Source organism: Natrinema sp. 1APR25-10V2 (assembly GCF_031626495.1).
Taxonomy (GTDB): Archaea; Halobacteriota; Halobacteria; order Halobacteriales; family Natrialbaceae; genus Natrinema.
The window spans coordinates 60,636-83,660 of the sequence record NZ_JAMQOJ010000012.1 but is presented as its reverse complement, the minus strand read 5'-3'; the positions used below and the strand labels follow the sequence as shown (position 1 = coordinate 83,660).

Sequence of the window (23,025 nt, the reverse complement as noted above, 5' to 3'; positions counted from 1 at the left end):
CTCGAGTCAGTCCGTGATCCCCATCGACTTCGCGATCGTGTTCAGCTGAATCTCGTCGGTCCCCTCGACGATCCGCAGGATGCGCGCCTGGTGGACCAGATCCATGTAGGGGCTCTCCTCGGCCAGCCCGTTGGCTCCGTTGACCTGCACGGCCGCGTCGGCGACCTCCCAGAGGACGTTCGTCGCGAACCACTTCAGCACCGACGAGTCCATGATCGTCCGCTCGTCCTGAGCCATCTTCCAGGCGAGTTTGAGCCCCGCCGCGTCGGCCGCGTAGGTCTTCGCTCGCCCCTCCGCGAGCTTCGCGGAGACCTGCTGAAAGTTCCCGATCGACCGCCCGAACGCCTCGCGCTCGGTGACGTACTCGCCGGCTTCGGAGAGCAGGTACTCCGAGTACCCCACGGCCTCGGCTCCGAGCTCGAGTCGGCCCAGCGAGAGGAACTCCATCGCGGCGTAGAAGGCCTCGTCGACTTCGCCGAGGACGCGGTCCTCGGGGACGCGAACGCCGTCGAGAATGATTTCGGCCTGCGATCCCTCCGCGCCGACGGCGTTGTTGTACGAGCCGATCTCGTACTCGTCGCGCTCGACGATGAAGCAGGTGATACCGCCGTAGCGGCCGACCTCCTCCTGTGGCGTGGTCCGCGCAAAGAGCTGGACGAAGTCGGCGTAGGGCGCGTTGGTGATCCACTGCTTGCGCCCGTTGATGATCCACTCGTCACCGTCCTTTTCGGCAGTAGTCTCCATGTTCGGCGAATCCGACCCTACGCCGGGCTCGGTCTGGCCGAACGCCGTCGACTTCTCGCCGCGGACGGTGGGCTCGAGATATTTCTCGCGCTGGTCGCCCTCGGCCTGTAACAGCAGCGGCTTCGGCCCCTCGGGGCCGGCGAGGACGTAGCGCTCGAGGCCGCCACCGTGGGTCGCGAGGTGCTTTTTCGCTCGGTACCACGTCACTGGCGAAATGCCGTCCCCGCCCGCGTCCTCGGGCAGGTTCATCGCGTAGAAGCCGGCCTCGGCCGACTTCCGCCTGATCTCCTCGCGGGCCTCGAGCAGTTCGTCGGTCCAGCGGCCGTTCTCGTGGTGGCCCTTCCGCGGATTGGTGTAGGTATCGCCGAGGTCCTCGACGATCGGCTCGACCTCGCGCTCGATGAACTCGTCGATGCTATCGAGGATCAGCTCGGTCTCCTCGTCGGTGTCGAAACTCACGCCGCCGGTAGTGTTTACTCCCATGGTGGGATCTCTCACTCCACGTACTTATTGGTGCGCCGCCGGCTCGTCGTCCTCGGCCTCGAGGACGATGTCGAACTGGTCGCGCAGCGATTTCTTGTCGAACTTGCCCGTCGAGGTCTTCGGAATCTCCTCGATGAACCGGTACTCGTCGGGCAGCCACCAGGAGGGGAACGTCTCCGAGAGGTGGGCCTCGAGATCGTCCTCGTCGAGGTCCGCGTCGGCGGTCGGCACGACGATGGCCAGCGGCCGCTCCTGCCAGCGTTCGTGATCGACCCCGATCACCGTCGCCTCGCGGACGTCCTCGTGGGCGATGAGTTCGTTCTCGAGTTGGACCGACGAGATCCACTCCCCGCCGGACTTGATGACGTCCTTGTCGCGGTCGACGATGTCGATGTAGCCCATCTCGTCTCGCGTAGCGATGTCGCCGGTCCGCAGATAGCCGTCGTCGGTGAACGACTGCTCGTTCTCCTCGGGTCGGTTGTGGTAGCCGTCGGTCACCCAGGGGCTGCGGACCTGCAGTTCGCCCATCGTCTCGCCGTCGTGGGGCACTTCCTCGCCGTCGTCGTCGACGATGCGGATCTGCATGCCCGGCACGGGCAGTCCCGCCTTCGCGCGGTACTCGTACTGCTCGTCGCTGGGTAGTTCCGCGACCTCCTTGCGGAGCGTGCTGAGCGAGCCCAGCGGCGAGGTTTCGGTCATCCCCCAGCCCTGAATGATCGGCGCGTCGTACTCCTCGTCGTACTTTCGGATGAGCGATTCGGGCGGCGCGGACCCCCCGACCGTCAGCCGGTCGATGTTCGAGATGTCGACCTCCGGATTCTCGTCCAGGAACTCGGCCATCTCGAGCCAGATCGTCGGCACTGCGGCCGAGAACGTCACGTCCTCCTCGTCGATCAGCCGGGCGATCGTCTCGGGATCGGTGTGGACCGAGGGGAAGACCTGCTTCGCCCCGACGAACGTCGCGCCGTAGGGGATCCCCCAGCCGTTGGCGTGGAACATCGGGACGACCGGGAGCACGGTGTCGCGCTCGCCGATCGCGTTGGCGTCGACGTGGCCGCCCATGACGCTGTGGAGGTACATCGCCCGGTGGGAGTAGGCGACGCCCTTCGGCAGCCCCGTCGTTCCCGAGGTGTGGCACATCCCGTACTCCGCGTCCTCGTCGATGTCTGGCCAGTCGTACTCCGTCGACTGGCCGGAGAGAAGCGACTCGTAGTCGGTCACCGGCTCGAGGCTCGTCTCGGGCACCTCGTCGTCGAGGACGACGTACTGTTCGACGGTGTCGAGTTCGTCGGCGTTGGCCTCGACCTTCTCGATGAGCCCCGGATCGACGAAGATCACCCGGTCCTCGGCGTCGTCGATCGTGTGGACGAAGTGGTGATCGGGCAGCCGCATGTTGCACATGTGGATCGACCGCCCCGAACACGTCGGTCCGAAGTAGAGTTCGTAGTGCCGGTAGTGGTTCGTCGCGACGACGCCGACCCGGTCTCCTTCCTCGAGTCCGAGGTCGTCGAGCGCGCCCGCGAGCTGGTTGATCCGATCGTACGCGTCGGCGTACGTATACCGGTGGACGCTCCCGTCGGGCAGTTTCGTCACCAGTTCCCGGTCGGGGAACAGGTCGACCGCCCGCTCGAGCATCTTGTCAAGTGTTAACTGGGCACCCATCATAGTCGTCTGGAGTGATTCTGTCCAGGGACTTATGGTTTGGGTCGATCCCGGTCCCCAAAGCCCCTCGAGCGGGCCACTACCCGCCTCGTCACGTGCTCAATCCCGTGCTCGTGGGCGTCTGTTCTCGTGGCCACTACCTAAATTTCGCCGCCGAAACCCTGTCAACGTAGCCGAAGAGTTATACTCGCGGTCGTGGAGCGGTGGCTCATGTCATACGGTAGTATATATGAGGCGGTCGCCGACCGGTACGAGTCGGGGATGGGATGGGACGAACACGTCCACGTCGGCGACGAGGAGTCGCTCAACATCGCCGAGGAGGCGCTGGGCCGTCACGCCGATTCCGACGAGACCGGCCTTCGTATCCGCGACTTCGAGCACGGTGAGACCGAGACGTACACCTTCGCCGAACTCGCGGCGGCCGCGAACCGGGTCAGCAACTATCTGGTCGAACACACCGAGCGCGGCGACCGCGTCGGCGCGATGCTCCCGACGCAGCTCGAGCTCTACGCCGTCGTCTTCGGAACGATCCAGGCAGGGCGGATCTACCTCCCGCTCGCGCCGGTGTTCGGCCCCGACGCGCTGAACTACCGACTCGAGGACTCCGGCGCGGCCGCGTTATTCACGACGACCGACGGCTGCGAGGCCGTCGACGGGAATCTGCCGGCGCTCGAGCGCGTCGTCACGCTCGACGATGGAGACGCCGGTAGCGGGACTGTCGACGGTGGCGAGGCGGTCGCGGGTGACGCGACGGTAGACGAGTACGACGCCGTCCGCGCCCACGACGACGAGTTCGAGGCCGTCGAGACCCATCCGAACGACCCCTACTCGCTGACCTACACCTCGGGGACGACCGGCCCGCCGAAGGGCGTCCCGACGAGCCACCGCGGCCCCATCGAACTCTACGCCTACACCGAGTACGTCGTCGACCTCCGGCCGGACGACGTCTACCTCGTCGCGGCGTCGCCGTCGTGGTCCTACGGCCTCACTATGGGCACGATCATGTCCGGCGTCCGCGGGACGGCCATCGGCTGCTACCGCGGTCAGTTCGACCCGAACGCGTTCTTCGAGACGCTCGAGGCGTGGGACGTCGACAACGCGATGATCCCGCCGACGGCGCTCAGACAGTCCCGGGCCGCCGGGATCGACCTCGACGCGTGGGACATCGACCTCCGGGTGCTGATCTCGGCCGGCGAATCGCTGGACGAGGAGACCGTCAACTGGTGTGAGGACGGACTCGGCGCGCCGCCACAGGACGCCTACGGGCTGACGGAGGGCGGTATGGTCGTCTGTAACTACGCGTTCGACGACTGGGAAGTGAAGCCCGGAAGCATGGGGAAGGTCACGCCCGGCGAAGAAGTGGCGCTGTTAGACGACGACGGCAACGAGGTCGATCAAGGAGAGGTCGGCGAGATCGCGATCAGACGCGACGAGGACGCGCAGGGGTCGTACTGGGGGCGCCCCGAGGCGACCCTCGAGACCTTCACCGGGCCCTGGCTCCGAACCGGCGATCTGGCGCGTCAGGACGAGGACGGCTACTTCTGGTACGTCAGCCGGGCCGACGACGTCATCATCTCCGCGGGGTATCGGATCGGCCCCGCGGAGGTCGAGGAGACGCTGCTCGACCATCCCGCGGTCGAGGAGGCCGCCGTCGTCGGGGAAGACCACGAGACTCGCGGCCAGATCGTCAAAGCGTACGTCACCCTCGTCGGCGACCACGAACCGTCCGAGGACCTCGCGGACGAACTGAGCGAGTTCGCCCGCGCGGAGCTCTCGAAACACGAGTACCCCCGCGAGATCGAGTTCCTCGACGCGCTCCCGAAGACCGCCAGCGGGAAGATCAAGCGCTCCGCGCTCGCGGCGTGACGACCGGTCGCGCCCCGCCGACTGCGCCGCTCACAGGATCGAACCGGCCTCGCGGAGGTCGGCCAGTTCGTCTTCGTCGTATCCGACCGCGGCGAGGAGTTCGTCCGTGTGCTCGCCGTGGTCGGGGACCGACTCGTCGTGACTCTCGGGGAAGTTCGACCCCACTGCGGGGAAGCCGACCCGCGGCGGCGCGTCGTCGGGTCGCTCGACCAGCCCCCGGGCCTCGAGCTGGGGGTGCTCGACGGCCTCGGCCGGCGTACAGACCGGTCCGGTCATCGTCTCGTCGCTCAGCTCGTCGAGCCACGCGTCCCGCTCGCGGCTCGCGAACAGGCTCTCGAGTTCTTCGCGGACGGCTTCGAGTTCGGCCGGATCGTCCGTTCCGTGCAGGTCCGCGAGGTCTTCGCGGCCGGTCTCCTCGCAAAAGGCCTGCCAGAACTTCGGCTCGAGCGCCGCGAGAGTGACGTACCGCCCGTCGGCGGTTTCGTAGACGTCGTACCAGGGGACCCCACCGGTAAGTGCCGTTTCGCCTGGCCGCGGATCGCCGCCGGTCAGCGCCTCGTGGGCGACGGCCTGCGAGAAGGAGGCGACCACGTCGGTCATGGCTACGTCGACGTACTCGCCGCCGTTGCCGAGCTCGCGCGAGAGCAGGCCGCCGACGATCGAGAAGGCCGCGAACAGCCCGCCCCCGAGGTCGCCGATCTGGTAGCCCGGGATCTGTGGGGCCATGTCCTCGTCCTCGCGGGTCATGTCGAGCAGTCCGGCGACGCCGACGTAATTGAGGTCGTGGCCCGCGCGCTCGGCGTAGGGCCCGGTCCCACCGTACCCCGACAGCGAGCAGTAGACCAGCTCTTCGTTGTACTCGCACAGCGTCTCGTAGTCGATCTCGAGGCGCTCGGCGACGCCGGGCCGGAACTGCTCGAAGACCACGTCGGCCGCCTCGACGAGTCGGTAGAACGCCTCGCGGCCTGCCTCCGACTTCAGGTCGAGCGCGACGCTACGCTTGCCGCGGTTGACGCTATCGAACAGCCCGCCGACGCCGCGCTCGGTCGTTGGCGGAGTATAGCGGGCGTAGTCGCCCGCGTCGGTGTCCTCGATTTTCACGACGTCCGCGCCTGCGTCGGCGAGCAGTTGCGTCGCGTACGGCCCGGGAAGCAGACGAGACAGGTCGAGTACTCGAACGGAATCGAGCTGCATGGTACCACGTCTCGGCCGCGTTTCAAAAGCCTACTGTCGGTTTCCGCCCGTGCCATCGAGGAGATCGTCGCTGCGGCGTCAGTCGTCGCCCTCGAGTCGCACGAGTTCGTCGACGTCCGGGATGTCGGCCGCCGCGTCGGTGATCTGTTGCATCCGGTCGGTGTGTTTGTCGACGGCGTAGGCGGCCAGTTTCCCCTCCTCGAGACCGACGCGCTCGTCGGGGTCGTCGGGCTGGAACCGCTCGTCCTCGGTGATCCCCTGGACGAGCGGGAGAAGCTCGTCGACCGTCTCCTCGATGAGCTTCGGATCGACGCCTTCGGCGATGAGCTTCTTGAGCTGGTTCATCCCGAAGCCGACGTGGCGGCCCTCGTCGCTACGGATCTTGGTGAAGCCCTGGACGAGCCCCGGCAGGTGGGGCAGTTCCTCGAACTCGCCGCCGTAGGAGGTCTGCATCCCGTAGTAGCCCGTCTGGGCCAGAATGCCCTCGACCGTGAGGTGGTAGTGGCAGTACGCCTTCGCACGGTTTTCGGGAGTGTCCTCCTCGAGCAGCCGGAACTGCGCCTTTCGGTTGCGATCGAACAGCTCGATGTAGGGCTCGTTGAACCAGCGCTCGTGGCGGGGGTTCGACCGCTCCCAGTCCAGTTCGTCCTCGACCGTCCAGACGACTTCCCGCCAGTACCGGTCGAAGAAGTCCGCGTGTTTGGCCTCCTCGTACATCTGGGTCGTCAGGAACAGCTGGTCGTCGATGTTATCGAGTACCGCGGCCAGCGGCGCGAGGTCCTCGGTGACCGCGTCCTCGCCCGCGCCGAACTTCGCGATGCCGTTTAGCGTGCCGTACCACGACTCGCGATCGTACGAGTCCGTTCCTTCGATGAACTCGAGTAAGTTCTCGACGTCCTGCTCGAGGTCGATCTCGCCGGGATCCCAGTGGCGCTCGACCGCGTTGCGGTAGTAGCGGTTCGATCTGGACTCCCGTTCCATCATCTCCGTCGGCGTGTATTCCGTTGCCATATCACATACTCCTCGTCGCGACTATTAAATGTGCAGTCTCTGTCACTCGGTCGAACGCGGGCCCAGCCCGCTCGGGCGGTCAGTCGCCACTTCGCTCGCCGGTGTCCCCGTCCACGCGCTCGTGTCGGTCGAGGGAGGTCATCGTCCGATAGGTCTCGATCCGATCGGTCTTCGAGAGCCGGTAGCGATAATACCCGTACGCGACGACGAACCAGCCGACGAGGACGACGCCGACGATCGGCTGCTGGAGGAGCGTGACCACCCAGAACGCACCGGTTGCGAGCGCGCCCCCGAGGACCGCGAGGAGGAGGCCGCGGTACCGTCGGAGTTTGAACGGGGCGTTGGCGTAGTGGGCCGGAAACTCCCGGGGGAGGTTCCAGAGGCCGATCGCACAGAAGAAGTACGCGGTGAGGCTGGCGAGTCCGATGAACACCGAGAGGCCGACGATCTCGTTCGCGATCGGAACGAGCAGGAACGGCGGCACGCCGAGGAGGGCGACGGCGTAGTGGGGGGTGTCGAACCGCGGATGGATCCGCGACAGCGAGGCCGGGAGGATCCCGTCGCGGCTCGCGCGCATGAGCGTCCGTGAGAAGACCAGCAGCGTCGTGTTCACGGTCGTGACGACCGCGAAGACCGCCCCTGCGGCGACGACGTACTCGCCCCACCACGGGAGGAACCTCGAGGCGGCGAGCGCGAGGTCGGCTTCGTTACCGAGTTCAGTGTAGGGAACGACTCCGACGAGGACGGCGATCAGCGCCACGTAGAACAGGGCGACGATCCCGATGCCCAGACCCAGTACCAGCGGAATCGTTCGCTCCGGCTCGTCGATCTCCTCGCCGAGTTCGACCAGGAGTCCGAAGCCGAGGAACGGGTAGAACAGGGCGACGACCGCGAGGCCGAACGCGCCGTAATCCGGGAAGAACGGCGCGTAATTGGCGGCGTCGACCGCGGTCGCGCCGGGAACGATGAACGTCAGCAGGGCGAGCACGAGGCCGGCGAAGAAGACGAGCTGGACCTGTGCGACGACTCTGAGTCCGATCAGATTGACGAACAGGACGAACGCGAGCAGGACGTACACGAGTAGCGTCGACGGTACGTCGACGAAGATCCGCGTGTACTCGGCGAAGCCGGTCGCTGTGATGAGCAGGGACGCCCACGCGACGAGCGGGATCGTAAACGGGACCAGAAATCCCCAGTACGGTGCCGTGAGCCGAGAGATGTAGACGTACAAGCCGCCGGCGACCGGCATCGCCGAACCGAGCAGGGCGTTGTAGAGGACGACGAACGACGCCGGGATCGCCGCGAGGACGATCGCGAGCACGAGCGCCGGCCCTGCGGCACCCGCCAGCGGTCCCGGCAGAACGAATATCGGCACCGAGATCGCGTTCCCAACGAGCAAAGCGAGCACGCCGATGATACCGATACTCGAGGAGAGCGTCTCCGCGTCTCCGCCGTCGGAGCCGCTCATTCCGCCGTCGACCGATCGGCCCGCCGGCGTCGAACGGCGGCGTCGCGGACCCGTCGCCCGAGGGCGAACCCGAGGACGCCCCCGAGAATCGGCGTGACGACCAGCAACGCCGGGACCGTCAGCAGCGGGAGAGCGATTCCGAGTCCGAGGCCGACCACCAGCCCGCCCTCGGGGTACTGTGCCGCGGCGACCTCGCGCTCGATGTCGTCCATCTCCGACGGCTCGTCGCGGTACTGTCCGATTGCCATGTCATGACCCACCATACCGCGGGTAAAATATCTTCGGATGGTTGACAACCGGCGAAGGCGCCTCCCATCGATCGGCTGCGCGTTGCGGTCGGTGCCGGTTTCCACGAACGTTGATAAGAACTAAGTCGATACCCGTGAAGGGTGCTGGCATGGCACAAAAGAGTGCTGCCGTCGTCGGTGGCGGCATCATGGGCGCCGGTATCGCACAGGTACTCGCACGCAACGGCTACGAGGTCTCGGTCCGCGAGATCAACGAGGAACTGGCCGAGGAAGCGGAGGAACGGATCGTCTCGGGCAACTACGGGCTGGACGACGCCGTCGAGGGTGGCTATCTCTCCGAGGACGAGAAGCAGGAGGTCCTCGACCGGCTGACGTTCACCACCGACCTCGACGAGGCGACCGACGGCACCGACTTCGTCATCGAGGCGGTGACGGAGGACCTCGCCATCAAGGGCCAGGTCTTCCGCGACCTGGACGAGGTCACGGACGACCAGCCGCTGTACTCGAACACGAGCGGATTCGCGGTGACCTCGATCGCCAACGCCGTCTCCGACCCCTCCCGCGTCGCGGTGACCCACTTCTTCAACCCGGTCGCGGTCATGGACATGGTCGAGATCGTCCGGGCACCGGAAACCGACGAGGCCGTCGTCGAGCGCGCCGAGGAACTCGTCGACGAACTCGGGAAGACGCGCGTCACGATCGACGACGACCCCGGCTCCTACGGCTTCCTTGCCAACCGCTGTCACGCGGCGATGCGCGAGGAGGCACAGAAGATCGTCGACGAGGGCATCGCCACGAAAGAGCAGGTCGACAAGGCGCTCGAGGACGGATACAACCTCCCCGTCGGCCCGTTCTCGCTGGCCGGCCTCGGTGAGGAGTGGGACTGACAGAACGGTATGCGGTAGCGCGCACTGTTCCGCGGCGAACCGACAGTGAGACGCGGAGACGTTGCGCGAGGTCGTCGCGAGTGAAACGAGCGACTGCATGGAAGATGCGAGGCGTCTTCCAGTGGATGAACGAGCGACTTTGGAGCGAGCGTTAGCGCGGGACCTTCGGCCCCGCGAGCCGTACGAACGGGCAGTGCGCGGCGCAACGCGCCGCGACTATCGGGACGGTGGAATCGTCCCGCAGAACCCGTGAGTAGAAATCGGCTGGGGAGGGCGTGGTGATTCCGTGCAGTCACGGTAGTAGGACCCTCCCCGCTGTCGATTCTAAAACGGTTCAGCGGATTATTTTCGACCGGAGCGGAGAGGAGAGTGGGCTGCTATCGTGACAACTAACGACTCCACGTCCTCCCCAGCCGATTCACTCGTTCGTTTCACTCACTCGTTCATCCCTCGCGCAGTGTCATCGACCGGCCGTCGCTACCGCTCCGACCGATCGACAGCGCGCGCCACCACAGGTCGGTTTGTCGGACGGCGCAAAACGGAAGCTATCGGTTCGAAGGCGTTACTTCCCTTCGAACTCGGGTTCGCGGTCCTCGCCGAACGCGGCCGCGCCCTCGGCGTGGTCCTCGGTCTGGAGGAGCCCCTCGAAGAGCTGGCGGTCGTACTCGAGTCCTTCCTCGAGGCCGCTGTGAACCGCCATGTCCGCGGATTTCTTGATCGCCTGGACGGCCAGCGGGGCCTGACCGGCGAGGTCGGTGACGTACTCGTCGACCTCGTCGTCGAACTCGTCGTCGTCGTAGACGCGGTTGATGATGCCCTCGTCGGCGGCTCGCTCGGCGGAGATGTGGTCGCCGAACATGGCCAGTTCCTTGGCGACGGCGGGGCCGGCGATTTTCTCGACGTACTGAACGCCGCCGGCGCCGGGCAGGATGCCGAGGTTGACCTCCGGGAAGCCGAACGTGCTGCTCTCGGTCGCTAGCCGGAAGTCACAGGCGAGCGCGGTCTCCAGGCCGCCGCCCAGACAGTAGCCGTCGATCTTCGCGATGACGGGCGCCGGGAAGTCGCGAATGAAATCGTAGTGGGAGCGCGCCGAGGAGCCGCCGGACGACTCGTCGGAGAAGCCGCCGATGTCCGCGCCGGCACAGAAGGCCTTCTCGCCGGCCCCCTCGAGCACCACTGCGCGCAGGGCGACGCCGTCTGCGCCCTCGTTTTGCTCCTCGAGCAGCTCGAGGCCGGCGACGATGTCGTCTCGCAGCTGGGCGCTCAGCGCGTTCAGCGCGTCCGGCCGGTTCATCGTGAGCGTGCCGACGCCGCGGTCCTCGTCGTACTCTACCAGGACAGTGTCCAGTGATTCGTCCATAGAGGACGGTCACGGGCAACGATCAAAAAGGTACGTTCGGCGGCGAATTCGCGGGGGCGATCAACGATTCGAGCGGGGTCGATCCCACGGCCGTGACTTAGGGATGGTTCCTTCGAGGACGATATACGAAATATATCTGGTGCGGTCTCATTTAGTTCGGATAATGTGTCATCTAACAACCTGCTATGGGTCCGTAATCACACGAACGGAGTAGGTCAGGTCTTTTCCCGCCGAGCTCGAGAGCGGCCGGAGATAACCGTTTGACTGCTGTTTACAGCCAGAAGTGGCACTGAACGGGTCGGTGGGACGCCAGCCTGATGTGCCGTGTCTTCGACAGTCGGTCTCTCGATACCTCGCTCCGGAACGTATGAAATACCAAAAACACATGTATGAATGAAATCCGATGGGAATCAGAAGGCGCGGACGCTCAGCAACCGCTGTTCGAGCCGCGAGGCTCGTTGTTGCTCCACGCGACGACACGCTTCGACGAACGAAAACGGAGCGCCAGTAGACACCGCGTTCAGCCCGAACGGACGACGCGAGACGGGAGCGCGCCGCTCAGAACGCCCGCAGATCCTCGAGGACGGCTTCCGCGCTGCCGTCGGAAATGATCTCGCGGGCTCGGTCGAGCCCGTCCTCGAGACTGTCGACGTCCTGTCGGGCGTACATCCGGAACGCGCCGTTTAACGCGATCGCGTCGGTGAAGTGGTCTTCGCGCTCGCCGGCGAGGACCTCCTCGGTGATCGTCGCGGAATCGGCGGTCACGTCGTCGACTTCCAGGTCCTCGGCCTCCATCTCCATGCCGTACTCGGCGGTCTCGATCTCGTAGTCCTCGAGCCCCTCGGTACCCTGGTCCCATTCGGCGACTTTGGTGTAGCCGGGCCGAATATCGTCGTACCCCTCCATTCCCTGGAAGAAGATGGCCCGCGAGTAGTCGAGTCGTTCGCTCTCGACGAGCGTATTTGCCATTTTCTTCGCGAACGCGAGGTGGTAGAACGAGCCGAGGTGGACGTCGGCGTTCGCCGGGTTCGCGATGGTCTCGATCGTGTTGACGAACGTGCGCACGCCCATCTCGTCGCGCCGGTCGTAGAGGTCCTGAACGCCGGGGTTGAACGCGGGCTGGTAGTAGAAGCCGAAGCCCGTTTCGTCGACCATGTCGGCGCTCTCGGCCGGCTCGAGATCGGTCCGAACGCCGAGTTCGTCGAGGACGTGCTTGTACGCCGTCGCCTTCTGCGTGGGAACGCGGTCCCCGGAGTGGACGACGACGGGAGTTCCCGCGGCGGCGGCGACGATGCCGGCTCCCACGCCGAGGACGGCGGAGGTGTGCTTGCCGTCGTAGTTCGCCCCGCAGTCGACCGGATCGCAGTCCGGTTCGGCGGTGACGACCGACTCCTCGCGCATGACGTCGGTGTAGGCCGCCAGCTCCTCGGGGTTGTTTCGCTTCCAGCGGTTGGCCAGCCAGAACGCACCGAGCGTGGTCGGGTCGGGCGCGCCCGCCAGAATGCGCTGGAAGGCTTCGCGGGCCTGCTCGCGGGTCATGTCGTCGGCCGACTTCGGGCCGGAGCCGACGACTTCGGTCATGAGCCGCTTCAGCGGCCAGTCGCCGAATTCCTGGGTTGCCTGCGCCATATCGTGCGAGCGTTGGGCTGGATCGCGCAAAAGTCTCCCGCTTCCGGCGGACGTTCGCCCGTCAAATGGTGGGTTTCGTGCCGCTCGACGGTGGAACCACAGGAATCGACCCGCTCCCAGCGACCGGGCGGACCCGAAAACGATACAGCCCCCTTCTCCCTAGGGCCACCAATGAGTAGCCTGACGGGGAACTGGCGCGAGACGGTCGACGACGCGGATGCGGCGCTGATCGACGGCTATCAGAGCGGCTTCCCCGTCGTCGAGCGCCCGTTCCGTCGCGTCGGTGCCGAAATCGGCCTCGAGGAGTCGGACGCAGTCGACCGCGTCCGCGCGCTGAAAGAGGCGGGGATCGTCCGGCGGTTCGGTGCCGTCCTCAACCCGCCCGTCATCGGCTCGTCGACGCTTGCCGCGGTACAGGCCCCGGAGGACCGATTCGACGAGATCGCGGCGATCGTCAACGACTACCGACAGGTCAACCACAATTACGCCCGTGACCACGAGTGGAACATGTGGTTCGTCGTCACCGCCGGCTCGCGGGAGACCCGCGACGAGATCCTCGCCGAGATCGAGGAACGGACCGGCTGTACCGTGCTGAACCTGCCGATGCTGACCGACTACTACATCGACCTCGAGTTTCCCGTGGTCAACGCCGACCGCTTTGCGCGTGAATCCCTCGAGGCACGCACCGACTCCTCGGCCACCCGGATCAGCGAGGCGGCGACCGGCGATCTCTCCGCGCTCGAGGCCGAGTTGTTGCTCGAGATCCAGGACGGCTTCCCGCTGACGGCGACGCCGTACCGCGACGCCGCCGAACGGCTGGGATACGCAGTCGAGGACGTGCTCGCGGCGGTCGAGCGCCTGCTCGAGAACGGCTGTATCAAGCGCATCGGCTGTATCGTCAACCACGTCGTGACGGGCTTCGACGCCAACTGCATGGTCGTCTGGAACGTGCCAGACGACCGCCTCGACGAGTGGGGCGAACGCGCCGGCGGGCTCTCGTACGTCACGCTCTGCTACCACCGACCGCGCAGACCCGATCAGGAGTGGCCGTACAACCTGTTTACGATGATCCACGGCCGGGATCCCGAGGCCGTCGACGAGAAGATCGACGAACTGGCGGCCGACTACCTCCCCGTCGACCACGAACGGCTCTACTCGACCGAGACGCTGAAGCAGACGGGCGCGCGATACGACGAACTGATCGGTATCTGACGGCCGCGACCGTCGGCCGGCAGCTACGCCGTCGGTGGCTGTCGGCGTCGCCGAAACTCAGTCAGACGCGACTGTTCGCTGGTGACCAAATTAACAGGGGATAGTCTCTTTTAATTCGAGTCCGAATGGACGAGTGCACCGCGAGGTGCGCCATGTGTGAGGGTCGCACACCACCTACCGTTTAGGCCCTCACACAGCGGCTTCCGTTACCGGAAGCGTCTCGTGGTTTGTCGACGACCCTAATAAATGATTTCGCTCTTCAGAAGCGACAGATACTGCGACGTCAGTCGATTCGACGGTCCGGATTGCAAGTGACGAGCTATCGGCGAGCGCTGTGTGGGCGGCGCTACCGTGGCCCCTCGAGCGCCGCCGCGACGACTTCGATCGGCGTCGGCGGCTCCGAACCGGCACCCGGGCGGTTCTGGAGTTGCGTGCGACAGGAGGCCCCGGGTGCGACGACGCGGTCGCCGTCGCTTTCGTCGACCTGTTCGTAGAGAATCTCACCGATCGCATCGCTCATCGAGGCGTGTTCGGCCTCGTAGCCGAAGCTGCCGGCCATGCCACAACAGCCCGAATCGAGCGGGTCGACGGCGTAGCCTGCCCGTCGGAGAACGCCGACCGCGTGGTGGTCCTTCGCGACCGACTTCTGGTGGCAGTGGCCGTGATAGACGAGGTCCTGCTGGACCGCCGCGGGGTCGAAGTCGATCTCCTCGTCCAGCCGGAAGGTATCGATGTACTCGCAGACGCCGTAGGTCGCCGCCGCCAGCGTCTCCGCCGCCTCGGTCGAGAGCAGGTCGAGGTAGTCCGACTGGAACATGACCGCGTCGGAGGGCTCGATAACGACCACGTCCCAGCCGTCTTCGACCCGCGGCGCGAGCGCGGTGACGTTCTCGCGGGCCGCGTCCCGCGCCTTCTCGAGGAAACCCTTCGAAAAGGCCGGCCGACCGGTGTCGCCGAGACTGTCGGGGACGGCGACGCGGACGCCCGCGGCCTCGAGCACGCGGACGGCCGCTTTGCCGGCCTCGGGATGGCTGTAGTTAGTGTACGTGTCGGGGTAGAGGAGGGCCGTGCGCCGGGCCTCCCCCTCGCTGATCCTCGACCCGCCTCGCTCGCGGAACCAGTCCCGAAACGTCTTCGCGTGGAACGTCGGCAGCGGCCGATCGGCATCGATTCCGACGACGGCCTCGAGCAACTTCCGCGCCCCCGGCAGTTTCGGTGCGGCGTTGGAGAACGGCGCGAGCCACGACCCCCATCTCGAGAGGGTCGCGACGTTGGCGAAGAGCCGATCGCGCAGCGACGCGCCGTTTCGCTGGTGGTACTCGTGACTCACCTCGGCTTTGAGCTTCGCCATGTCGACCTCGCTCGGGCAGTCGATGGCACAGCCCTTGCAGCCGATACAGAGGTCCATCACCTCCTCGACGAACTCGTCGGAAAACGCTTCGTCGGGCTGTAAGTCGCCGCTCATCGCTTGCCGGAGCGCGTTCGCCCGGCCGCGGGTCGCCGTGATCTCCTCGCGGCTCGCCCGGTAGGTCGGACACATCACGCCGCCGGTCGTCGACTGCTCGCCGCGACAGCCGCCGCAGCCGTGGCAGAGCTCGACCATACCCTGCATCCCGTTGTCGTTGTCCCAGTTCAGGGCGGGCTCGAAGCCCGTCTCGAACTCGTAGTCGGGATCGAACCGCAGGTGCTCGCGGAGGTCCGTCGGGTCGTCCTCGCGGAAGACGACCTGTCCCGGGTTCAGGATCCAGTCGGGGTCGAACGCCGTCTTGAGCTCCTGGAACGTCTCCCAGAGTTCGTCGCCGTAGAGTTTGTGGTTCCACTGCGTGCGGGCGCGCCCGTCGCCGTGTTCGCCCGACACCGAGCCGCCGAGTTCGACGACGAGGTCCGTCACGTCGTCCGCGATGCCGTGGAGTTGCTCGAGCCCGATCTCGGTCTTCGTATTGACCAGCGGCCGGACGTGGAGCACGCCGGGGCCGGCGTGGGCGTAGAAGCTGGCGTAGGTGTCGTGAGCCTCGAGGATTTCCTCGAAGCGCTCGACGAACTCGGGAAGCTGGGCGGGCGGGATCGCGGTGTCTTCGATGAAGGAGATGTGCTTCGCGTCCGTGGTTCGCGAGAGCAGGATCGGCAGGCCGGACTTGCGCAGCTTCCAGAGCTTCGCGCGCTCGGCGTCGTCGTAGGCCTCGAGCGCCTCGAGCGCGAGCGTCTCCGCCCCGCTGTGTGGCGCGTCGGCGGCCGGCTCGCCCGCTGGCGTCGCCGACGGCACCCGGTCGGCGAGCAAGCCGGCGACCTGCTCTTTGCCGTGGTCGGCGTCCTCGGCGTAGAACTCCACGAGGAGTACGGCGTTGGTCCCCTCCGGCAGCATCTCCGTGACGGGACCGAACTCCGCGGTGTCACGCGCGAGGTCGATCAGCACGTCGTCGAGGACCTCGACGGCCGATGGCTCGTGTGCGAGGATCGGCTCCACGTCCCGCATCGCCTCGTGGAGATCGGGATAGCAAAGGAGGGAGACCGCCTTCGTCTCCGGAACGGGCTCGAGCGAGACCGTCGCCTCGGTGACGACCGCCAGCGTGCCCTCGCTGCCGGCCAGCAGGCGCGCGAGGTTGACGGTGCCGGGTTCTCCAGTCTCCTCGCCGCCCGGCAATTCGTCGCCGCGAGCCTCGGCGACGAGCCGGTCGAGGTTGTATCCCGACACGTTACGCTTGAGATCGGGATACGTTTCGTCGATGCGATCGGCGTCTTCACGCAGGATCCGGTCGACTTCGGCGTAGATCCGCTCCTCGAGGTAGCCGTCAGGGTCCGCTCGCTCGGCGATCTCCTCGAGGGTGACCTCGCCGAAACGGGTGACGGTGCCGTCGGCGAGGACAGCCTCGACTGCCTCGATGTAGGCGTCGGTCTTCCCGTATTTCAGGGAGTGCGAGCCGGTCGAGTTGTTGCCGATCGCGCCGCCGATGGCGCTCTTGTCGCCCCACGCGGGGTCGGGAGCGAATTTGAGGTCGTGGGGGGCGAGCGCCTCGTTCAGCGTCCCGAGGATCGTCCCGGGCTGGACCGTCGCGATACGGCCGTCGGGATCGATATCGAGTATCTCGTTCATGTGGCGGCTGAAATCGAGCACGACGGCCCGGTTGACCGTCTGGCCGGCCAGACTCGTCCCGCCGCCCCGAGGGAGGACCGGAATCTCGCGGGCGGCGCAGTACTCGAGGATCCCCGCCACGTCGGCCGTCGACTCGGGGAAGGCGACGGCGATCGGCGTCATCTCGTAGGGGCTCGCGTCCGTCGCGTACAGCTCACGGGAGTAGGAGTCGGCCCGAACCTCGCAGTCGACGAGGTCCTCGAGGTCGGCGACCAGCGCCGGGCGGTCGACGTCGTCGCTCCGGTAGTCGTAGTTCGCTCGCCGGTCGGCAGCCGGGTCGGCGCTCGGTTCCAGAGACATATCGATTCCTTGCTCAGCGGCGGCTAAAAGTGCCCGCATTACCGATCGCGGGCCGACGACGAGGTGCGGCCGAACGACCGCCACTCGTCCGTCCGCTCACGGCGTCGCCGCGCGTCGCCACGTCGACTGGGATGTGTCGCGAACCGCGGCGTCTGCGTTCGGCAGTCCGCTCGAGAACAGGTTGGCCAGACGGCGGATCTCGAACCGCCCGGCCGGCACGCGGGCCGTTCCGATGCTGGGAGTGGTGACCGAGTCCGAAAGTGGCCCCGTCGTTTTCCCACGTGCGCCCCCGGGGCCGCCGCCCGATGACTCGGGCGGTATCTGATTGTAAGCAGGGAAATATAACAAGCGGAACGCCTAACTAGTTGGGATTGCCGAGACCGGCCGGCGGGCAGTCGCTCGACTTCGGATCCGTTCCCTGCCGTATGTGTCGATCCGCTCCCCGCCTTACGCGTCGTCGCCCCAGTCGCCGCTCATGCCGACGCGCTCGCCGTCCTCCCAGACGTAGTAGCCCTCGCCGGTCTTCTTACCGAGCTTGCCCGCCCGGACTTTCCGGCGCAGCGATTGGGGCGGCTTGAACCGCTCGCCGAGTTCCTCCCGGAGGTGTTCGGCGATGTGCAGGCGCACGTCCAGGCCGACGTGGTCGGTCAACTCGAGGGGGCCCATCGGGTGGCCGTAGCCGATCGACATCCCCTCGTCGATGTCGGCCGGGCTGGCGACGCCCTGCTCGACCATCCGGATCGCCTCGAGGCCGAGCGCGAGACCGAGCCGCGAGGTGGCGAAGCCGGCCGTGTCCCGGACGACGACGTCCTCCTTCTCGATGTCCCGGACGTAGTCGACGGCGAACTCCTCGGTTCGCTCGTCGGTCTGCTCGGCGATGATGATCTCCACCAGGTCCATGATGTGGGGCGGGTTGAAGAAGTGGAGCCCGACCGCCCGCTCCGGGTGCTCGAGGGCGCTGGCCATCTCGGTCACCGACAGCGAGGAGGTGTTCGAGGCGATGATCGTGTCCTCGCTCGCGGCGTCCTCGACGTCCGAGAAGACGTCCTTCTTCAGGTCCATGTCCTCGGGGACGGCCTCGACTACCAGGTCGGCGTCCTCCACGGCCGCCTCGAGGTCGGTCGTCCCCTCGATGCGCTCGAGAGCGTCCGCCATCTCTTCCTCGCTGAGCTTGTCCCGGTCGACGCCGCCCTGCAGGTTCTCGCGGATCCCTTCGAGGCCGTCTTCGACGAACTCCTCCTCGATGTCCCGGAGGACCACGTCGTGGCCCGCCATCGCGGAGACCTGTGCGATTCCGTGTCCCATGCTGCCGGCTCCGAGAACTGCGATTTGCATGTGCGACACCTCGGCGGAAACGGCCAAAAGCGTTCCCATACCGCGGAACGAGCGCGATGATACCGGATGGCGTCTGCGGTCGCCGGACGGTCGCCTCGAGCGCGGGACACCGTCGACGGGGCGGCGCGAAATCGAGCGATAGAGCGGAGCTACTTTACCGCCGGAGGGCGAGTTACCGCCTACCAATGAGCGATCGGCAGCCAGTTATCGTGCAGGCAGTCCGGACTCCGCAGGGCAAACACGGCGGCGTCTACGCCGAGACGCCCAGCGAGCAGCTCTCCGTGCCGCTCGTCGACGAGATGCTCGAGCGGACGGGCCTCTCCGGCGAGGACGTCGACGACGTGCGCTGGGGCTGTGCCAAGCAGGTCAACGAGCAGAGCAACAACATCGCGCGGGTCATCGCGCTGCTCTCGGAGCTGGGTGAGGGCGTCCCCGGGACGACCATCGACCGGCTCTGTGCCTCCTCGGCGGAGGCGGTCATGAGCGCCAGCGACGCCATCCGGGCGGGCCAGCGCGACGCCATCGTCGCCGGCGGCGTCGAGAACATGTCCCGCAACGAGCGCCGGAAGGGGATCGACTCCTACGCGGGTATCGCCGAGCAGTACGACGCGGCCGGCCTCGCGATGGGCCAGACCGCCGAGAAAGTCGCTCGAGAGTACGATATCTCCCGCGAGGAACAGGACGAGTACGGCGCTCGCAGTCAGCAACGAGCCTGCGAGGCCACCGAGGACGGGAAGTTCGACGACGAGATCGTCCCCATCGAGACGGAGGACGGCACCGTCACCGAGGACGAGGGGCTCCGTCCCGGCACGACCAGAGAGAAGATCGCCGGCCTCCCGCCCGCGTTCGAGGAGGACGGCACCGTCACCGCCGCCAACGCCTCGCAGGTCTCCGACGGCGCGGCGGGCGTTCTCATCACGAGCCGCGAGTTCGCCGAGGATCGCGGCCTCGAGATCATGGCGGAGATCGAGGACCACAACGTCGCCGGCGTCGACCCCACTGTCATGGGCATCGGCCCGGTGCCCGCGGTACGTGGCATCTGGGAGCGAAACGGCCGTTCGGCCGACGACTACGACCTCGTGGAACTCAACGAGGCCTTCGCCAGCCAGACGATCTACTGCCGGGACGAACTCGGCTTCGACGACGAGCAGTTCAACGTCAACGGCGGCGCGATCGCGATTGGCCACCCGTTGGGCGCGTCGGGTGCCCGCCTGCCGGTCACGCTGATCCACGAACTCCAGCGTCGGGGCGGCGGGCTGGGGCTCTCGACGATGTGCGTCGGCTATGGTCAGGGTGCGGCCGTCGAATTCCGCGTCCCCGAGCAGTAAGCACGGCTCGCCTCGATACGGTTCTCTACAGCGTTCACATTCAACCCCGAGTAAAACCTCGAGTACGGTACTCGGGCGGAAGAGCCCGATCCGAGCGCGTCACCTATCCGATCGCGGCCTGCAAAAATACCGAGTATTCGACGCCAGAGCTGTCGGTTCGGACCTGCCTAGAGGATCTGGTCGGCGATGATGTTCTTCTGGATCTCGCTGGTGCCCTCGTAGATCTTCGTGATCCGGGCGTCGCGGTAGTAGCGCTCGGCGGGGTAGTCCGTGACGTAGCCCGAGCCACCGTGGACCTGGATGCCCTCGTCGGCGACCTCGACCGAGATTTCGGAGGCGAAGTACTTCGCCATGCTCGAGTACTGCGCGGCGACGTCCTGGTTGTTCTTCTCGACCTGTGAGGCGGCGCGGTAGGTCAGCGAGCGGGCGGCTTCGACCTTGGTGGCCATCTCGGCGATCTTGTGCTGGATGGCCTGGAACTCGGAGATCTTCTGGTCGAACTGCTCGCGCTCGTTGGCGTACTCGATGGCGGCGTCGAGGGCGCCCTGAGCGGCGCCGACCGCCTGGGCGGCGACGTTAGTTCGGCCAGAGGCGAAGAACTCCATCAACTGATAGAAGCCCTTGTCGACTTCGCCGATGACGTTCTCCTCGGGAATGCGGACGTCGTCGATGATGACTTCGGCGAGATCCGACGCGCGGATACCGAGTTTGTTGTCGATCTTCTCGGTCTTGATGCCGTCCCAGTCCATCTCGACGAGGAAGGCGGTGATGCCACGGTGTCCCTCACCGGGGTTCGTCTTGGCCATGAGGACGCCGACGTCGGCGACGGTGCCGTTGGTGATCCACATCTTGTTGCCGTTGGCGACGTACTCGTCACCGTCCTTCTCGGCGACTGTCTCCATCCCGGCGACGTTCGAGCCGTGTGCGGGCTCGGAGATCATGGACACGGACGCGGTCTCGCCGTTTGCGATCTTGGGCAACCACTCCTCTTTCATCCACTCGTCGCCGAACTCGATGATCATGTTCGAGCCGAAGCCGGCGCTGCCGATCGCGGAGCCGATCCCCGGATCCGCACGCCAGAGTTCCTCGGTGACGATCGTCGAGGCGATCTTGTCCATCCCGGCACCACCGTAGTCGAGGGGAATACTCGGTGCGACGAAGTCGTACTCGGCAGCCGTCTTGCGGAGGTCTTCGGGATACTTGCCCTCCTGGTCGTGTTCCTCTGCCACCGGCTTGATCTCGTTTTCGCCGAACTCGCGCACGGCCTCGCGAATCGCCCTGTGTTCGTCGGACAGCGTGAATGCCATATACAATCACTAGGAGAGCGGTACCAAAATAGCTTCGATATATTCAACAGTTGCAAAAGATCACCCTTTCCTTTCTAACGATGTTAATGCGTTCGGTAGACCGACGGCTGCGGCCCCCTTACGCGGGCTCATTCGCCTGATGGGCGGATCGAACCCGGGGGAGGACGGTCCGGGGCGACCACCTCGCGCCTCGAGAACGAAAGTCGAGCGGTGACGCCGTTACTCCTCGTCGCGGAGTTCGAACTTCTGGACCTTGCCGGTGGTCGTCCGCGGGAGTTCCTTGACGAACTCGACCTCGCGGGGGTGTTTGTACTCCGCGAGATTCTCGAGACAGTACTGTTTGATGTCTTCGGGCGTCGCCTCGGCGTCGGGCGTGGGAACGATGAACGCCTTGACGGTCTCGCCGCGGCGCTCGTCCGGCACGCCGACGACGGCGGCGTCGGCGACGTCCTCGTGTTCGAAGAGGAGTTCCTCCACTTCACGCGGATAGACGTTGTAGCCGCCGGTGACGATCATGTGCTTCTCGCGGTCGACGACGTAGAAGAAGCCGTCTTCGTCCCAGTAGCCGATGTCGCCGGTGTGGAACCAGCGCTTGCCGCCCGCTTCGGTGAAGGCCTCGTCGTTGGCCTCGGGCAGCCCGTAGTACTCCTGCATCACGTTCGGGCCGTGGATAACGAGCTCGCCCGTAATCTCGTGGATTGCGGCCTCGTCCTCGTCGATCGGTCCTTCCTCGACTCGCGGGAGCTCGTCGAAGTCCTCGTCGACGATTTTCGCTTCGACGCCCTCGAGCGTCCGACCGATGCTGCCCTTCCGACGGGCGTTCTCGCGGTTAGCGTGGGTGACCGGGCTCGTCTCGGTGAGGCCGTACCCCTCGTAGAGCTCGACGCCCCACAGCTCCTCGAAGCGCTCCAGGACCTCGATCGGTAGGCTCGAGCCGCCGGAGTTGGCGAAGCGCAGCGCCTCGAACTCGTAGTCCTCGGCGTCGGGCTGGTTGATCATGTCGTTGAACATCGCCGGCACGCCGAACATGATGGTAATCTCCTCGTCCTCGAGGAGGTCCATCACGGTCGGGGCGTCCCACTCGGGGACGGGGTAGTAGGTGCCGCCGCTGTACATCGCGCCGTTCATCACGACGGACATCCCGTAAATGTGGAACAGTGGCAGGGTGCCGACGAGCCGGTCGGCGGCCTGGAACCCGCCCGGCGGGACGTCCGCGTTCGCTCGCGTCGTCCAGCCGATGTTGTGATGGGTCAGCAGGACGCCCTTCGGCGTGCCGGTCGTCCCCGACGTGTAGGGCTGGACGGCGACGTCGTCGTCCGCGCGTTCGACGATGTCTTTCGTCCCGTCGGCGAGGAAGTCGTCGAACTCGGTCGCGCCGTCGACGTCCGCACCGACGCTGACGACCTCCTCGACGTCGGTATCGTCGAGCACCTCGAGGACGTTCGGGACGTTGTCGGCCAGCGAGACGACCGCTTTCGCCCCGCTGTCGCCCAGCAGGTGGCTGATCTCGCGGGCCTTGTACTGCGGATTCATCGGGACGATGATCCCGCCGGCGCGCAGAGTGCCGTAGAAGGCCGTGACGAACTGCGGGAGGTTCGGCAGATAGATTCCGACGCGGTCGCCCTCGCCGATGCCGCGGTCCTCGAGCGCCTGCGCGAACTGGCCGGCGCGTTCCCAGAATTCCGCATAACTCAGCTCGGTCCCCTCGTAGACGATCGCGGCCGAGTCCGAGTGCTCGTCGACGGTCTCGGCGACGTCAGTTACAAGATTCGTCATCCTCTGGGTGTGTGTCGCACGCATTCACAAAAGGATTGTTACTTCCGCGCGGGCGCGACAGACGACAGAAAGAGACGGATCGCGG

At 66.2% G+C, this 23,025-nt stretch carries 16 protein-coding genes; 4 read left to right on the top strand and 12 right to left on the bottom strand.

All coding sequences use genetic code 11. The features are described from left to right. Positions 1 to 6: 6 nt before the first annotated feature. A complete protein-coding gene (locus NDO75_RS27340) occupies positions 7 to 1,227 on the bottom strand; it encodes an acyl-CoA dehydrogenase family protein (protein WP_310909697.1) in 1,221 nt (406 codons plus the stop codon). 24 nt (positions 1,228 to 1,251) lie between these two features. Beyond that, positions 1,252 to 2,889 carry a long-chain fatty acid--CoA ligase gene (locus NDO75_RS27335; RefSeq protein ID WP_310909733.1) on the bottom strand — a complete coding sequence of 546 codons (1,638 nt, stop codon included), beginning with the start codon at positions 2,887 to 2,889 and terminating at the stop codon, positions 1,252 to 1,254. Positions 2,890 to 3,099: 210 nt separating this feature from the next. Here NDO75_RS27335 and NDO75_RS27330 point away from each other — a divergent pair, with 210 nt between their 5' ends. Continuing rightward, positions 3,100 to 4,755, top strand: a complete 1,656-nt coding sequence (locus tag NDO75_RS27330) for an AMP-binding protein (RefSeq protein ID WP_310909696.1) — start codon at positions 3,100 to 3,102, stop codon at positions 4,753 to 4,755. Positions 4,756 to 4,785: 30 nt separating this feature from the next. Here the strand turns inward: NDO75_RS27330 and NDO75_RS27325 are convergent, their stop codons facing one another. From NDO75_RS27325 to NDO75_RS27310, 4 genes are all read right to left on the bottom strand, one after another. Further along, on the bottom strand, positions 4,786 to 5,949 hold the full coding sequence (locus NDO75_RS27325) for a CaiB/BaiF CoA-transferase family protein (protein WP_310909695.1): 1,164 nt from the start codon (positions 5,947 to 5,949) through the stop codon (positions 4,786 to 4,788). 78 nt (positions 5,950 to 6,027) lie between these two features. Continuing rightward, positions 6,028 to 6,960: a ribonucleoside-diphosphate reductase gene (locus NDO75_RS27320; protein ID WP_310909694.1), complete on the bottom strand. Its 933-nt coding sequence runs from the start codon at positions 6,958 to 6,960 to the stop codon at positions 6,028 to 6,030. A gap of 79 nt (positions 6,961 to 7,039) precedes the next feature. Continuing rightward, positions 7,040 to 8,428 carry an amino acid permease gene (locus tag NDO75_RS27315; protein WP_310909693.1) on the bottom strand — a complete coding sequence of 463 codons (1,389 nt, stop codon included), beginning with the start codon at positions 8,426 to 8,428 and terminating at the stop codon, positions 7,040 to 7,042. Then, a complete protein-coding gene (locus NDO75_RS27310) occupies positions 8,425 to 8,676 on the bottom strand; it encodes a hypothetical protein (RefSeq protein ID WP_310909692.1) in 252 nt (83 codons plus the stop codon). Before NDO75_RS27310 ends, NDO75_RS27315 begins: the two co-directional genes overlap by 4 nt. 149 nt (positions 8,677 to 8,825) lie before the next feature. On the opposite strand from NDO75_RS27310, the gene NDO75_RS27305 reads away from it, so the two are divergent. Next, a complete protein-coding gene (locus NDO75_RS27305) occupies positions 8,826 to 9,563 on the top strand; it encodes a 3-hydroxyacyl-CoA dehydrogenase family protein (protein ID WP_310909691.1) in 738 nt (245 codons plus the stop codon). Between the two features lie 562 nt (positions 9,564 to 10,125). On the opposite strand, the gene NDO75_RS27300 is transcribed toward NDO75_RS27305, so the two are convergent. Then, on the bottom strand, positions 10,126 to 10,923 hold the full coding sequence (locus tag NDO75_RS27300) for an enoyl-CoA hydratase/isomerase family protein (RefSeq protein WP_310909690.1): 798 nt from the start codon (positions 10,921 to 10,923) through the stop codon (positions 10,126 to 10,128). A 558-nt stretch (positions 10,924 to 11,481) separates the two neighbouring features. After that, positions 11,482 to 12,552 (bottom strand): anthranilate phosphoribosyltransferase, encoded by a 1,071-nt coding sequence (locus tag NDO75_RS27295; protein WP_310909689.1) that lies wholly within the window; start codon positions 12,550 to 12,552, stop codon positions 11,482 to 11,484. A 171-nt stretch (positions 12,553 to 12,723) separates the two neighbouring features. On the opposite strand from NDO75_RS27295, the gene NDO75_RS27290 reads away from it, so the two are divergent. Continuing rightward, positions 12,724 to 13,764 (top strand): Lrp/AsnC family transcriptional regulator, encoded by a 1,041-nt coding sequence (locus NDO75_RS27290; protein ID WP_310909688.1) that lies wholly within the window; start codon positions 12,724 to 12,726, stop codon positions 13,762 to 13,764. 346 nt (positions 13,765 to 14,110) lie between these two features. On the opposite strand, the gene NDO75_RS27285 is transcribed toward NDO75_RS27290, so the two are convergent. Beyond that, complete coding sequence (locus tag NDO75_RS27285; protein WP_310909687.1) at positions 14,111 to 17,194, bottom strand: FAD-linked oxidase C-terminal domain-containing protein; 3,084 nt, start codon at positions 17,192 to 17,194, stop codon at positions 14,111 to 14,113. 447 nt (positions 17,195 to 17,641) lie between these two features. Next, positions 17,642 to 18,529, bottom strand: a complete 888-nt coding sequence (locus NDO75_RS27280) for a 3-hydroxyacyl-CoA dehydrogenase family protein (RefSeq protein WP_310909686.1) — start codon at positions 18,527 to 18,529, stop codon at positions 17,642 to 17,644. 185 nt (positions 18,530 to 18,714) lie between these two features. On the opposite strand from NDO75_RS27280, the gene NDO75_RS27275 reads away from it, so the two are divergent. Further along, positions 18,715 to 19,857, top strand: a complete 1,143-nt coding sequence (locus NDO75_RS27275) for a thiolase family protein (RefSeq protein ID WP_310909685.1) — start codon at positions 18,715 to 18,717, stop codon at positions 19,855 to 19,857. A 167-nt stretch (positions 19,858 to 20,024) separates the two neighbouring features. Here the strand turns inward: NDO75_RS27275 and NDO75_RS27270 are convergent, their stop codons facing one another. Together NDO75_RS27270 and NDO75_RS27265 are read right to left on the bottom strand one after the other, a co-directional pair. Next, a complete protein-coding gene (locus tag NDO75_RS27270; RefSeq protein ID WP_310909684.1) occupies positions 20,025 to 21,164 on the bottom strand; it encodes an acyl-CoA dehydrogenase family protein in 1,140 nt (379 codons plus the stop codon). A 219-nt stretch (positions 21,165 to 21,383) separates the two neighbouring features. Further along, entirely contained in the window at positions 21,384 to 22,940 is a 1,557-nt protein-coding gene (locus tag NDO75_RS27265; protein ID WP_310909683.1) for a long-chain fatty acid--CoA ligase, read from the bottom strand. Positions 22,941 to 23,025 lie beyond the last annotated feature (85 nt).

Bases quoted from the DNA above. Each gene is read 5' to 3' on its own strand.
- NDO75_RS27290 (WP_310909688.1), top strand. From the start codon at position 12,724: ATGAGTAGCCTGACGGGGAACTGGCGCGAGACGGTCGACGACGCGGAT.
- NDO75_RS27270 (WP_310909684.1), bottom strand. From the start codon at position 21,164: ATGGCATTCACGCTGTCCGACGAACACAGGGCGATTCGCGAGGCCGTG.
- NDO75_RS27280 (WP_310909686.1), bottom strand. From the start codon at position 18,529: ATGCAAATCGCAGTTCTCGGAGCCGGCAGCATGGGACACGGAATCGCA.
- NDO75_RS27320 (WP_310909694.1), bottom strand. From the start codon at position 6,960: ATGGCAACGGAATACACGCCGACGGAGATGATGGAACGGGAGTCCAGA.
- NDO75_RS27275 (WP_310909685.1), top strand. From the start codon at position 18,715: ATGAGCGATCGGCAGCCAGTTATCGTGCAGGCAGTCCGGACTCCGCAG.
- NDO75_RS27265 (WP_310909683.1), bottom strand. From the start codon at position 22,940: ATGACGAATCTTGTAACTGACGTCGCCGAGACCGTCGACGAGCACTCG.
- NDO75_RS27310 (WP_310909692.1), bottom strand. From the start codon at position 8,676: ATGGCAATCGGACAGTACCGCGACGAGCCGTCGGAGATGGACGACATC.
- NDO75_RS27285 (WP_310909687.1), bottom strand. From the start codon at position 17,194: ATGTCTCTGGAACCGAGCGCCGACCCGGCTGCCGACCGGCGAGCGAAC.
- NDO75_RS27340 (WP_310909697.1), bottom strand. From the start codon at position 1,227: ATGGGAGTAAACACTACCGGCGGCGTGAGTTTCGACACCGACGAGGAG.
- NDO75_RS27330 (WP_310909696.1), top strand. From the start codon at position 3,100: ATGTCATACGGTAGTATATATGAGGCGGTCGCCGACCGGTACGAGTCG.
- NDO75_RS27300 (WP_310909690.1), bottom strand. From the start codon at position 10,923: ATGGACGAATCACTGGACACTGTCCTGGTAGAGTACGACGAGGACCGC.
- NDO75_RS27315 (WP_310909693.1), bottom strand. From the start codon at position 8,428: ATGAGCGGCTCCGACGGCGGAGACGCGGAGACGCTCTCCTCGAGTATC.
- NDO75_RS27295 (WP_310909689.1), bottom strand. From the start codon at position 12,552: ATGGCGCAGGCAACCCAGGAATTCGGCGACTGGCCGCTGAAGCGGCTC.
- NDO75_RS27335 (WP_310909733.1), bottom strand. From the start codon at position 2,889: ATGGGTGCCCAGTTAACACTTGACAAGATGCTCGAGCGGGCGGTCGAC.
- NDO75_RS27325 (WP_310909695.1), bottom strand. From the start codon at position 5,949: ATGCAGCTCGATTCCGTTCGAGTACTCGACCTGTCTCGTCTGCTTCCC.
- NDO75_RS27305 (WP_310909691.1), top strand. From the start codon at position 8,826: ATGGCACAAAAGAGTGCTGCCGTCGTCGGTGGCGGCATCATGGGCGCC.